Here is a 13,435-nt window from a genome sequence, read left to right as displayed (position 1 = left end):
GCAGGCTCGCTCCCACAGTGGGTATTCGGTTCCTTCAGTTACTACAACCTGCACGAGACCCTCGATGTTATTCAACCAAGCCTCACGCCTGGCCAAGATCACCAGCCCCCTCGGACCTGAGGTGCTGTTGCTCAAGGACATGGGCGGCGGTGAAGAATTGGGGCGGCTGTTCAACTACGAGTTGCAGTTGCATTCGCTGGACAACGCCATCGACTTGAATCAACTGCTCGGCAAGCCCATGTGCGTGAGCCTGCAGCTCGATGGCGGTGGTGAGCGCTACTTCCATGGCATCGTCGCCCGTTGCAGCCAGAACGTCGACCAGGGCCAGTTCGCCAGCTACCAGGCCACCTTGCGCCCGTGGCTGTGGTTGCTGACCCGCACCTCCGATTGCCGGATTTTCCAGAACCTCACCATCCCGCAGATCATCAAGCAGGTGTTCCGCGACCTGGGCTTTTCCGATCGACTTTGTCAGCCGCTTGATGGAACAGGAAGGCATCTACTATTTCTTCCGCCATGAGCAAGGTCGGCATGTGCTGGTGCTGGCCGACGCCTACGGCGCGCATACCCGTGCGCCGGGCTACGGCTCGGTGCCGTACTATCCGAAGAACGAGCAGCAGCGCGAGCGCGACCACATCCACGACTGGCACCTGGCCCAGGAAGTCCAGCCGGGTTCGCTTGAGCTCAACGACTACGACTTCCAGCGCCCCAGCGCACGCATCGACGTGCGCTCGGCCATGCCACGCCCACACACCGCCGGCGACTATCCGCTGTATGACTACCCCGGCACCTACGTGCAGAGTCAGGACGGCGAGCACTACGCCCGCACCCGCATCGAGGCCTTGCAGAGCCTGCACGAACAGGTCGAACTGGCCGGCAACGCCCGGGGCCTGGGCTCGGGGCATCTGTTCAGCCTCACCGGCTTCACCCGCCAGGACCAGAACCGCGAGTACCTGATCGTCGGCGCCCGCTACTACATTTCCCAGGAAAGCGGCGAAACCGGCGGCGGCGCGCCTTCGGCGCAGTTCGAAAGCAGCCTCACCTGCCTGGACGCCCAACAGAGTTATCGTCCGCTGGCGACTACCCACCGCCCCATCGTCAAGGGTCCGCAAACCGCGTTGGTAGTCGGCCCCAAAGGCGAGGAAATCTGGACCGATCAGTTTGGCCGGGTAAAGGTGCATTTCTACTGGGACCGTCACGACCAATCCAACGAAAACAGCTCGTGCTGGATTCGGGTGTCACAGGCTTGGGCCGGCAAGAATTGGGGCTCGGTGCAGATCCCCCGCATCGGCCAGGAAGTCATCGTCAGCTTCCTGGAAGGCGACCCGGACCGGCCAATCGTCACCGGTCGCGTCTACAACGCCGAACAGACCGTGCCCTATGCGTTGCCCGCAAATGCCACTCAGAGCGGCACCAAAAGCCGTTCGAGCAAGGGCGGCACGCCAGCGAATTTCAACGAAATCCGCATGGAAGACAAGAAAGGCGCCGAGCAGCTGTACATCCACGCCGAGCGCAACCAGGACATCGTGGTCGAGGTAGACGAGAGCCATTCGGTGGGCCACGACCGCAACAAAAGCATCGGCCACAACGAAACCGTACGGATTGGCCAAGACCGACTGCGGGCAGTACAACGCAACGATGCCTTGGTCGTCGGCGGCACCAAGAGCGACAGCGTCGCGACCCAGTACCTCATGGAGGCGGGTTCGCAGATTCGACTGGTGTGCGGCAAAAGCGTGCTGGAGTTCAACGCCAGTGGCGAGATCAATATCTCGGGCACCGCGTTCAACATCTACGCCAGTGGCAATGGCAACATCGATACTGGCGGCCGTTTGGACCTCAACTCTGGAGGCGCCAGCGAAGTGGATGCCAAGGGCAAGGGCATCAAGGGTGTTATCGATGCGGCGGTAAAAGCGTTGTTCCCGGCGAAAGCCAAACACTGAGGTTCACGACCGGACCGTTGTAGGAGCTGCCGAAGGCTGCGATCTTTTGATCTTTCGCTTGAGACTCAAATATCTGGGGAAAGATCGCAGCCTCGTTGCACTCGACAGCTCCTACAACGCAGCCCAGCGGAAGCAATATCACGTGTTCGTAAGCATGTATTGGCCGGGCTGCGTCCACGCGACTCGCAAGTACTTGCCGCTCAGCAGTTGCTCGTCACGAAGATATTCGAAAACTTCGGAGGGGCACCATTCCTTGCCCGCCGAAAAGGCCACGCCCAATGAACGGAGTTCATCGAATACCTTTGCCTTCTGGTTGTTATCCGCGACCTGCAAAACGTAGACATCTTTCTCTGCCGCATTCGAAAACCCGATGGCACGCAGGGAAGAGTCCAGCGCGTTATCCATGATTCGAACACGAATCGAATCACCGTCGGCTCTTTCCACGTAGGCCTTCAACACATCATTTATCACTCAGAGATTGGCCGGCACGAAGTCAGGCCCGCCCAGCTTATCCCGAACGACCAGGGCGGTGCGCATCAGAGGCCCCACAGGCCGTTCTGGCTGTTCCAGGTGCCGCCCGCCCACCGCGTGTCCTGAACAAGCTCAGCCTTGTTGAGCTCAAGCTGCCGCTGAAGGGCCAGCGCCACGGCGCCCATATCGATCTCGAACAGGTCGGCATAAAGCCCCTCGGGTTGTGCCTGCTTTTTGCTCAGGCAAAACCGGTAGTACCAGACCCACACCGCTGCGACATAAATCGCCCGATTGCGATCAGGGTAGGTTGCGAGAATCTTGAGCAAAGCCGCCACGAAGCGCCCAGGAAACTGAGGGTCGCGGGTCTGTTGCCAGTAACGCAGCACCAGCAAATCGAAAGCCGCGACGATGTTCTGCGGCTCTTCGTTATCGTTCTGAGCTTCCTGGAAGTAGAACGGCTCGCCGACAAGGAATTTATCCAGCTCATCATTGGCCAGGGCCACGCCGCCCGTGGCGACAGTCGCGGCAACGACCGCGGCGCCGATCAAGGCACCGGCGACCATCGCGGCCAACCCGAACCCGTGGGCTATTTCGTCACCCAGACGTGCTGCTGCCTGTGCATCCATTGCGAAAATCCAACTTACTGGTGTGTATGACTGCACAGGGGAGTTATCGATGACCAGAAATCGCTGGGCACGGTCAGAGCGAACGCAGCGCCGGTCTTGCCGCGTTGTCCTTCAACGATCAGACGGCGGTGCCGCGGTTCGTTCCCGGTTGGACAATCAATAGCTCGTCCAGCTCACGCTTCCTGCAACGCGCCACAAACGGCAGCGCGGCATCCGGGTCACGCTTGAACAGCTCGAAGGTCGCCTGGTTGATTTCATAATATTCCTCATAGTCCGCCATGCCGTTGCTGACCGGTATGGAGACATAGAATCGACCCGAATCCTGTTCGATACCCACGGAAAACATGTGTTCGCGACTGACCAGAACATCTTGAAATTTCATGACTTGCCTACCTCTACCGTCATAATGGCGTCCAACTGAAGTCTTTGGGCAAAATGCCCCCGGCATCGATGACCGCCTCGCTGGCACCGGTCGGCAGCTTGCCGCCAGGAATCCAGAATTCGTTCGCACCGGCCTCGTTACCTGAAGGAATCCGCAGGTTCATGTCTTTAGGCGCGGGGATATCGACCCGCACCAGGGTACTACTTTCCAGGGTGTTTTCTGGCAGCCCAAGCGCCTTTTCCAATGCCCTCTTGTCGCCCTTGGCGTTGGCAATCAATTGATCGGCTTCAGCCTTGGGCATCAGGAACGTCGTGCCGTCGCGCTGGGCGATGCCGTACTTGTCCAGGTTGTTCTTTGTGGTGAAGCGTGAGGCGCCGTTTTCGAACTGTGCCAGGTGTTCTTTCACATATTGCGGTGACAGGTACGTGTCGGCGTCGGGTCGAGACCCCTTCGGCATGGCCAGGATATCGGCCTCGGTCACGCCAGGCTTGTACTTGGGCGGCGGCAGTTCGGCAGGCTTGGCCGCCTTCGCCATTTTCGGACTCAGCCCCAGCATCGCCATGCCGGCGACACCTTGCAGCAAGTCCCGATAGCCAGGCCCCAGACGATCACCTAAATCGCCGAGCAGCTCCATGCCCCCCAGGATCAATCCGCCGACCACCACGAATTCGACGAGCACGGCGATACCTGCCATGGCGGCCATGACCAATGCCGCACCGGCTGCCAACAACCCTAACACCTCCAACCCGGTGTGCATCCAGCCTTCGAGATCCAGGACAAACGCCACCGACACCGTCGGCCCACCGATGAACGTATTCGGGCTGCCGCTCTTGATGTGGGCACCGCAGACCATTTTGCTGTGCAAGCGCGCCGCCGGTTTGCCGTTGATGAAGACCGTGGCGCTGCCTTCGGCGATCAGCACCGGGAAGGGCCAGATCGGGTGGTTCATCGGCAACCCGGTGCAGGAAGATGACGTGTCTTCGCCCGCCCGCATGGCATTGCGGTCGTTGATGTAGACGTTGAAGCTGCCCATTATCAACGTTCCCGTGGTGGGCTCGGGCAGGTTGAAGATGGTGGAGAGGCCCTTGACGATCTGGAACATCGACAAGCCGCCAGCCGCAATCGATCCGGCCATGATCGCCAGCGCCACGCCGCCCGTGGCGACAGTCGCGGCAATGACCGCGGCGCCGATCAAGGCACCGGCCACGGCTCCGGCGACCATCGCGGCCAACCCGAACCCGTGGGCTATTTCGTCACCCAGACGTGCCGCTGCCTGTGCATCCATTGCGCGCATCTACCTTACTGATTCGTATGACTGCTCAGTGGGACGTATCGATGCTCAGACAATCGGAGGCTGTGGCTTGAACGAATGCATCGCCACCTTCCAGGCCGGCTCATGGTAGGCGAAATCATTGGGTGTCGTGGTCAAGGTGGTGATCAGCACCGAGGGCTTACGCTCGATGAACACCTGGCGCAGCATCAGGTCGCGGCCTTCGCGTTGCCAGGTGTAATCCAGCAATGTGGCGGTATGCCCTTGCAGCACCGTGTCCCAGCGCTGCACCAGCTTGAAGCCCGGCAGTTGCTGTTCCGCGCTTTTGAGTTGGCGGTCCACGTACTCGGCAAAAGAGGTGTCGCCCTGGCTGGCATCGCGGCTGATGACGAAACTGGCTTCTTTAGCGGGACCGACTGCCGGCAGCTTGAAAATATTGATGCTCTGGTCCTGCCAGGTATCGGGGATTTCGAGATCGGCTTCTTGAATGCGGTAAGAGGTCACAGTAATCGCTTTCCATGGACGTGAGGTGACGCGCGAAGGAGCAGATATTCAAGTAATGCCTGGTAACAATCAAGAACCGGGTTCCTCTACCCCAAGTAACGAACTACATTATGCGATCAGCGTCACTACTCTAGCGATCAAGCGCCCCGTAGGAGCTGCCGAAGGCTGCGATCTTTTGATCTTTCGCTTTAGACTAAAGGGTCTGGGCAAAGATCGCAGCCTCGCGTTGCTCGACAGCTCCTACGGGAATGCAAGGCATCAACAAGGGATAATTGATGTTATTCAACCAAGCCTCACGCCTGGCCAAGATCACCAGCCCCCTGGGACCCGAGGTGCTGTTGCTCAAAGACATGGGCGGTGGCGAAGAGCTGGGGCGGCTGTTCAACTACGAGTTGCAGCTGCACTCGCTGGACAATGCCATCGACCTCAACCAGTTGCTCGGCAAACCCATGTGCGTGAGCCTGCAGCTTGATGGCGGTGGTGAGCGCTATTTCCATGGCATCGTCGCCCGTTGCAGCCAGAACGTCGACCAAGGCCAGTTCGCCAGCTACCAGGCCACCTTGCGTCCATGGTTGTGGTTGCTGACCCGCACCTCCGATTGCCGGATTTTCCAGAACCTCACCATCCCGCAGATCATCAAGCAGGTGTTCCGCGACCTGGGCTTTTCCGATTTCGAAGACGCCNTGTGGTTGCTGACCCGCACCTCCGATTGCCGGATTTTCCAGAACCTCACCATCCCGCAGATCATCAAGCAGGTGTTCCGCGACCTGGGCTTTTCCGATTTCGAAGACGCCYTGAGCCGGCCTTATCGCGAGTGGGAATACTGCGTSCARTATCGCGAGACCAGYTTCGATTTCGTCAGCCGCTTGATGGAACAGGAAGGCATCTACTACTTCTTCCGCCATGAGCAGGGCCGGCATGTGCTGGTGCTGGCCGATGCCTATGGCGCCCACACCACTGCCCCCGGCTACGGCTCGGTGCCGTACTACCCGAAGAATGAGCAGCAGCGCGAGCGCGACCACATCCACGACTGGCACCTGGCCCAGGAAGTCCAGCCGGGTTCGCTTGAGCTCAACGACTACGATTTCCAGCGCCCCAGCGCACGCATCGACGTGCGCTCGGCCATGCCGCGCCCGCACACGGCCGGCGACTATCCGCTGTATGACTACCCCGGCACTTACGTGCAAAGCGCCGACGGCGAACACTACGCCCGCACCCGCATCGAAGCCTTGCAGAGCCTGCATGAACAAGTCGAGCTGGCCGGCAATGCTCGGGGCCTGGGCTCGGGGCATCTGTTCAGCCTCACTGGCTTCAGCCGCCAGGACCAGAACCGCGAATACCTGATCGTCGGCGCTCGCTACTACCTCTCCCAGGAAAGCGGTGAAACCGGTGGTGGCGCGCCGACCGCGCAGTTCGAAAGCAGCCTGACCTGCATCGACGCCCAGCAAAGTTATCGTCCGCTGGCGACTACCCATCGGCCCATCGTCAAAGGTCCGCAAACCGCGTTGGTGGTTGGCCCGAAGGGCGAGGAAATCTGGACCGATCAGTTTGGCCGGGTGAAGGTACATTTCTACTGGGACCGTCACGACCAATCCAACGAAAACAGCTCGTGCTGGATCCGGGTGTCGCAATCCTGGGCTGGTAAAAACTGGGGCTCGATGCAGATTCCGCGCATCGGCCAGGAAGTGATCGTCAGCTTCCTTGAAGGCGATCCGGACCGGCCGATCATCACCGGTCGCGTGTATAACGCCGAGCAGACCGTGCCCTACGACCTGCCAGATAACGCGACCCAGAGCGGCATGAAAAGCCGTTCGAGCAAGGGCGGCACGCCGGCGAACTTCAACGAAATCCGCATGGAAGACAAGAAAGGCGCCGAGCAGTTGTACATCCACGCCGAGCGTAACCAGGACATCGTGGTCGAGGTAGATGAAAGCCACTCGGTGGGCCATGACCGCAACAAAAGCATAGGCCACAACGAGACGGTGACCATCGGCAACAACCGCCTGCGCATCGTCAAGCAGGAGGACATCCTCTCCGTCGGCCAGCGCAAGACCGACAGCATCAGCCAGAGCTACGTCATCGAAGTGGGCGAGAACCTGCGCCTGGTGTGCGGTGAAAGCATCCTGGAGCTCAACGCCAGCGGCCAGATCAACCTGACCGGCGTGCAGATCAGCTTCTACGCCAGCGGCGATGCAGAGTTCAACACCGGCGGCGTGCTGCACCTGAACAACGGCGGCGGCCCCGGTGCCACGCCCGACGGCCAAGGCGTCAAGGGCAGCATCGACGCCAACATCAGCGCCGCGTTCCCCAAGGGCTAACTTCGAGATTTATGCGCCATGACTTACCGCCTCAATGAATTCCAGCTCCAGCTGCCGCCAAGCGAGTTGCTGGACGCGACGATCAACATTCTCAAGTTCCCTGAGCTGGGCACCTCCTTGATCGTCAGCCGCAGCCTGCTGGCCGAGAGCGAGACCCTGCAAAGCAATCTCGACGACCAGCTCAAGCGCCTGGAAAAACAGGTCCAGCAACTGCGCTGCCAACCGGGCGCCACCGTGCGCGTGGGCGCCAACCAGGAGGTCGAAGCCATCGAATTGCGCAGCCAGTTCAACAAGGGCAATGAAAAGGTCTTCCAATATCAGCTCGCACTGGTACTGCCTGGCACCCGCAAGATGCTTGCCCTGAGCTATGTGAAAGCCGAGAAACTCGGCGATGCCGAAGCGGCGCATTGGGCGACGATCAAGGGTTCGCTGGTGTTCGACACCCAACCCTGACCCTTGTGGGAGCGAGCTTGCTCGCGATAGCGGTGGGTCAGCTTGCATGGATGCCGGATAACGATGATGCAGCCCCGGCTGCCGTCGACGTACAACCCTACCGACAACACACTGATTCCTTTGGCAGGTTTCAACATGGGACTGGAAGACGAATACGTGGGCGATGACGGTTGGCGAAGTTTTGTACGCTTGTATGAAGAGGATTATCTCGATGACAACGCGCGTACGTTGGCCAAGGTCATGGATGAGCACCTTGATTTGGCCGTCGTGCTTTATGGTAAAAGAGGGCTCAAAGAAGGGTTGTGGTGGATGGAGCAAAAAGTGCCCGCGCTAGGTGATCTACGCCCCACCGATTGTCTCAAGAAACCAAAGCTGATCAAGCGCCTGAAAATGGCATTAATGAGCATGCCATAACCCACAAGGACACCGGCGCAATGGAAGGCATCAAATTGCTTGAACCCACATTCCCCAGCCCCCCTACCCGCCTGAGCAACGTGCATGTCTGACGCGCTCTGGGCCGCCCGCCTGGGCGATGCACTCAACCACACCTCGATGATGGCCGACATCCTTGGCGGCGTATTGGAGGTGGCGGCCAACATCGCGATCACCGCCCTGGCGACCGCCGCCGTGGTCGCGGCCACGGGCATCACCGTTGTCACCGGCGGCCTGGGTTGCTTCGTCCTGGGCCTGGTGGTGGGCACCATCGTCGGCCTGGCCATGAGCAAGACCGGGGCCGACAAAGGCCTGAGCAATATATGCGAGGGCATCGGCAACGCCCTCTTTCCGCCCACGGTGCAGGCCAACATCCTCACCGGCTCCAAGGACACCTTCACCAACAACATCCCCTCGGCCCGCGCCGCCGGCGCTGTTGTTTCCCATGTCGCTCCGGCCGGCACCGAACTGGAAATGCCCGAGCCGGAAGAAGAAGCCGAAGCCAGCTACCTGGACATGGCCGGGAATTTCTTCTCGCAGATGTGGCGCCCCACTGTCGCCTCGCCCGCCCCCGGTACGGAGACCCGACCGGAAGACCTGGTGATCTGCACCAAGCACCCACCCATGCCACCGCAGTTCATGGCCGAAGGCTCGGACAAGGTCACCATCAACGGCCAGCCCGCCGTGCGCAGTGGCGACCGCAGCACCTGCGATGCGACCGTAGTGTCGGCCGGGCTGATTTCCCCTGACGTGACCATTGGCGGCGGTTCGGTGGTGGTGCGCGAGATCCGCAGCGGCAAGACCCCGGGCGTAGGCCTGGCGGTCACCGCGCTGCTGATGCTCAAGGGCGGCAAGGGCAAGTTCTTCAGCAAACTACCGTGCATGCTGGTGGGCGGCGCGGTGTCCATGGCCGCCAGCAGCGCGGCGAACGCAGCCGCCAACGCCGCCCTGGGTTCGTCGAACCCGGTGCACGCTGCCACCGGGGCCAAAGTGCTGGGCGGTGACGAGGAGCTGGATTTCGTCTTGCCCGGCATCCTGCCGATTGACTGGCAACGCGTCTACAACAGCCGCGACGAACGCCGTGACAGCCTGTTCGGCGCCGGCTGGAGCGTGGCCTACGAAGTCCAGGTAGAAATCCTGCCCCACCCCGAGGGCGGCGAAACCCTGGTCTACACCGACGAACAAGGCCGGCCCATCGACATGGGTTCCATCCCGTTGGGCGGCGCGGTGTTCAGCGCCGGCGAAGGCCTGGCCGTGCGTCGCCACGTGAACGGGCAATTGCTGATCGAAAGCGACGACGGCCTGTACCGTTTGTTCGAACCTTCGCCCGCCAACCCATCACACTTGCGCCTGAGCCAACTGGGCGACCGCAACGACAACCGCATCCACCTCGACTACGACGACGCCGGACGCCTGGTGCGACTGCGCGACACCTTCGACCTGGTGCAAGTCGAGCTGATCCGCGCAGGCGAACGCGTCACCCACATCGAGCGCCTCTACCCCGACCAATCGCGGGAAGTGCTGGTCAGCTACGCCTACGACGCAGCCAACACCCTCGCCGAAGTGCGCGACGCCACCGGCCAGGTGCAACGGCGCTTCCGCTACGACGCCGGGCAACGGATGGTCGAGCACCAGTTACCCAGCGGCCTGCATTGCTTCTACGAATGGGTCCTGATCGACGACCAGGAATGGCGCGTGGTCCGCCACTGGACCGACGAAGGCGACGCCTACCAGTTCGACTATGACCTCAAGGCGGGCATCACCCGCATCAGCGACAGCCTGCAACGGGTCAGCACCCGGCACTGGAACAGCCAGCACCAGATCACCCAGTTCACTGACAACCTCGGCCAGACGTGGCTGTTCGAATGGAACGATGAGCGCCAGTTGCTCAGCGCCACCGATCCACAGGGCGGCCAGTACACATTCAGCTACGACGAAGCCGGCAACCTGCTCAGCGAAACCGACCCGTTGGGCCGCAGCGAATCCACCCTCTGGCTCGAACACTGGGCCCTGCCGCTGGTGGACACCGACGCCGCCGGCCACAGCTGGAAATACCGCTACGACCAACGCGGCAACTGCACGGCGGAAACCGACCCGCTGGGCCACATCACCCGCTACCGCTACGACACCCACGGCCAGGTCGTGGAGATCATCGACGCCACCGGCAAAAGCAAAAAGCTGCGCTGGAACCCGTTCGGCCAATTGGTGGAACACGTCGATTGTTCGGGTTACCCGACGCGCTTCAGCTACGACGCGCGCGGTTACCTGCAAACCATCACCGACGCCCTCGGCGAGCGCACCCAATTCAGCTACGACGCCCAGGGACGTTTGCTCAGCAGCCAGTTGCCGGACGGCCGCACCGAACACTACCAGCGCGACACCGCCGGCCAACTCACCGGCTACACCGACCCGGCCGGGCATACCACGCTCTACCAACACAACCGCCGCGGCCAGGTCCGCCAACGCACCGACGCCCAAGGCCGGCAGGTGCAGTTCGCCTACGACAGCTTCGGCCGACTGCAAGCGCTGACCAACGAGAATGGCGAGAGCTACCGGTTTGCCTGGGATATCGGGGATCGGTTGACCGAACAACAAGACCTGGATGGCAGCGCCAAGCGCTACGACTACGACCGCCTCGACAACGTCGCGGCGGTGACGGCGATGCCTGCGCCGTACGGCATGGGCCTGGCGCTCGTTCCCGAAACACCGCCGGCGCCCATCGTCCATCGCCTGGAACGCGACGCCGTGGGCCGGCTGATCGCCAAAGTCACCGACGATGGCCGCACCGAATACAGCTACGACCCGCTGGACCAACTCACCGCCGTCACCTTCACCGACCTGCAAGGCAACGCCCAGACCCTGAGCTTCGCCTACGACGCCACCGGCCAGCTGCTCGCCGAAAACAGCGCCGCCGGAAGCCTGCAACACCACTACGACGAACTCGGCAACCTGATCCAGACCCAACTGCCCGATGGCCGCTGGGTCAACCGCCTGTACTACGGCAGCGGCCACCTGCACCAGATCAACCTCGACGGCCAGGTCATCAGCGACTTCGAACGCGACCGCCTGCACCGCGAAGTGCTGCGCACCCAAGGGCAGATCAGCACCCGCAGCGAATACGACCGCAGCGGCCGCCTGCGCGCACGGCAACGCCGTCACAGTAGCCAACCCTCACTGTTGCCGGCGGCGGTGCAAAAACACTTCGAGTACGACCCCGTCGACAATCTCATCGGCAAACTCGACCAGCAACCCGCCGCGCAACAGCGCCAGTTGCTGCACTACGACGCCACCGGCCGCATCATCGCCAGCCAGGACAGCCTGCATGGCCAGCGCGAGACCTTCACCTACGACGCCGCCGCCAACCTGCTCGACGGCCCGGCCCCCGGCGCCGGGCTGGTGGTGCACAACAAACTGCTGACCTACCAGGACAAGCGCTACCGCTACGACGCCTTCGGTCGGATGATCGAAAAACGCAGCGCCAAACGCGGCGTGCAGCACTTCACCTACGACGCCGAAAGCCGCTTGATCGAGGTGCGCAACGACAACGGCAGCGTGGTGAAAATGGCCTACGACCCGCTGGGCCGGCGCATCGAAAAAACCGAACACGACAGCAATGGTTACCCGCTGGGCGAAACTCGCTTCACCTGGGATGGCCTGCGCCTGTTGCAGGAACACCGCCACCAGCAAACCAGCCTGTACCTCTACGAAGACGACGGCTACGAACCCCTGGCCCGCGTCGACGGCAGCGGCCCGCTGCAAAAGATCCGCTACTACCACAACGACCTCAACGGCCTGCCGGAACAACTCACCGAAGCCGACGGACACAACGTTTGGCAGGCTACGTATCGGGTGTGGGGCAATACGCTGGAGGAAGTGCGCGAGCCGTATTACATCGAAGAGCAGAATTTGCGGTTCCAGGGGCAGTACCTGGATCGGGAAACCGGGCTGCATTTCAATACGTTCAGGTTTTATGATCCGGATGTGGGGCGGTTTACTACGCCGGATCCGATTGGGTTGGCGGGGGGCATTAATTTCTACGCTTATGCGCCGAATCCTGCAGGGTATGCCGACCCACTGGGACTGAGCTGTACCTCGGCCAAAGGATTTGCCAGAAAAAATACGATAACCCAACGATGGACTGGAAAACTAACAGGGAAAAAACCTGCTGACGTCGACGGCTACCTGACATCGCGAGGATGGACCAAAACCTATCCACAAGCCGGCAGACCGGATGCGATTCAGCACGTCCAGTATGTGCGCAGTACAAAATCCGGAGCCACCTACAAGCTTGACTACCATCCAGGCGGCAGCCCTACCCAGCCCAACATCCATGGAAATGATTATTGGAAGGTCTATAAAGTCAATAAAGCCGGCGAAGATGTTGTATTCGGCAGGATTGGACATGGTGACTTTAAAAACTATGACCTTATAAAAGACTCCCCAGTTTACGTAAACGGTACGTTAATGAACGGTGGAATTTAAATGATTGATTTTGCAGCCGACATAAAATCCAAGCATTCAATTGCGAATATTTTATTGCAAGACAATATCTCGACCTATATGAATGAACTCTATGAAAACCATAAAGTCGAGATAAAAAACTACACATTACCTGACGGCGAGACAAGAACAGCGTACATAATCGATAGTACGCTCACCCTCTCGACCCTACCTGACGGAACAATTTTCTCAATAGGTTGTAACCCGCGCTACAAAGGGCTTTACCAAAATACGCTTTCCACAGGAATGCCTTTTGACCAGATAAAAAAACTAACCGAACGCCAACGCATATTTAATGGCGTCATAATCCTCAATGAGGATTTCGGCCTCTGCTATATCTTGCCAACACCTTATGACGAGATAGCTGACAGCATCGAAAACATACCGCCGACGCTAACGCTGGATGAAATTTACATATCCGACTTTTCTTCCTGGCGTCATAAACCGCAATAACATAAACCATCAAATTATCCGTCTGAATTCCAGCTAGAAAGAGGCAGAGCGGAACGCTGGCTGAGCACAAGATTTGAGGCGAAACGCAG

At 60.2% G+C, this 13,435-nt stretch carries 9 protein-coding genes and 4 pseudogenes; 7 read left to right on the top strand and 6 right to left on the bottom strand.

Features of this window, described 5'->3' with window-relative positions; translation table 11 throughout:
* Positions 1-64 precede the first annotated feature (64 nt).
* A pseudogene (locus tag ASC85_RS11415) lies at positions 65-1,937 on the top strand (type VI secretion system Vgr family protein).
* 138 nt (positions 1,938-2,075) lie between these two features.
* Here the strand turns inward: ASC85_RS11415 and ASC85_RS11410 are convergent.
* The 6 genes and pseudogenes from ASC85_RS11410 to ASC85_RS11390 all read right to left on the bottom strand — a co-directional run bounded on the left by ASC85_RS11410 (position 2,076) and on the right by ASC85_RS11390 (position 5,190).
* Entirely contained in the window at positions 2,076-2,396 is a 321-nt protein-coding gene (locus ASC85_RS11410) for a hypothetical protein (RefSeq protein ID WP_057449399.1), read from the bottom strand.
* A 12-nt stretch (positions 2,397-2,408) separates the two neighbouring features.
* Positions 2,409-2,971 (bottom strand): annotated as a pseudogene (locus tag ASC85_RS11405) (hypothetical protein).
* Positions 2,957-3,034 (bottom strand): annotated as a pseudogene (locus tag ASC85_RS33795) (hypothetical protein); the annotation flags it as partial. The pseudogenes ASC85_RS33795 and ASC85_RS11405, both read right to left, overlap by 15 nt.
* A gap of 118 nt (positions 3,035-3,152) precedes the next feature.
* Positions 3,153-3,416 carry a hypothetical protein gene (locus ASC85_RS11400; RefSeq protein ID WP_057449398.1) on the bottom strand — a complete coding sequence of 88 codons (264 nt, stop codon included), beginning with the start codon at positions 3,414-3,416 and terminating at the stop codon, positions 3,153-3,155.
* Positions 3,417-3,435: 19 nt separating this feature from the next.
* Positions 3,436-4,701, bottom strand: a complete 1,266-nt coding sequence (locus ASC85_RS11395; protein ID WP_057449397.1) for a PAAR domain-containing protein — start codon at positions 4,699-4,701, stop codon at positions 3,436-3,438.
* Positions 4,702-4,755: 54 nt separating this feature from the next.
* Positions 4,756-5,190: a DUF1795 domain-containing protein gene (locus ASC85_RS11390; RefSeq protein WP_057449396.1), complete on the bottom strand. Its 435-nt coding sequence runs from the start codon at positions 5,188-5,190 to the stop codon at positions 4,756-4,758.
* A 275-nt stretch (positions 5,191-5,465) separates the two neighbouring features.
* Between ASC85_RS11390 and ASC85_RS32725 the strand changes: the two are divergent.
* The 6 genes and pseudogenes from ASC85_RS32725 to ASC85_RS11365 form a co-directional block, all read left to right on the top strand.
* A pseudogene (locus ASC85_RS32725) lies at positions 5,466-5,873 on the top strand (contractile injection system protein, VgrG/Pvc8 family); the annotation flags it as partial.
* A gap of 1 nt (position 5,874) precedes the next feature.
* On the top strand, positions 5,875-7,508 hold a 1,634-nt coding region (tssI, locus tag ASC85_RS11385), incomplete at its 5' end, for a type VI secretion system tip protein TssI/VgrG (RefSeq protein WP_177343169.1).
* Between the two features lie 18 nt (positions 7,509-7,526).
* Positions 7,527-7,961, top strand: a complete 435-nt coding sequence (locus ASC85_RS11380) for a DcrB-related protein (protein ID WP_057449394.1) — start codon at positions 7,527-7,529, stop codon at positions 7,959-7,961.
* 63 nt (positions 7,962-8,024) lie between these two features.
* The gene (locus ASC85_RS11375) at positions 8,025-8,375 is read left to right on the top strand and encodes a hypothetical protein (RefSeq protein ID WP_236712346.1); all 351 of its coding nucleotides are present in this window, start codon (positions 8,025-8,027) and stop codon (positions 8,373-8,375) included.
* An 84-nt stretch (positions 8,376-8,459) separates the two neighbouring features.
* Complete coding sequence (locus ASC85_RS11370; RefSeq protein WP_236712345.1) at positions 8,460-12,875, top strand: RHS repeat-associated core domain-containing protein; 4,416 nt, start codon at positions 8,460-8,462, stop codon at positions 12,873-12,875.
* Entirely contained in the window at positions 12,876-13,346 is a 471-nt protein-coding gene (locus tag ASC85_RS11365) for a hypothetical protein (RefSeq protein ID WP_028237770.1), read from the top strand.
* Positions 13,347-13,435: the final 89 nt, after the last annotated feature.

Origin of the sequence: Pseudomonas sp. Root401 (assembly GCF_001425105.1) — a bacterium.
GTDB lineage: Bacteria > Pseudomonadota > Gammaproteobacteria > Pseudomonadales > Pseudomonadaceae > Aquipseudomonas > Aquipseudomonas brassicacearum.
The sequence above is the reverse complement of the archived record's forward strand: the minus strand, read 5'-3'. Positions and strand labels throughout refer to the sequence as shown.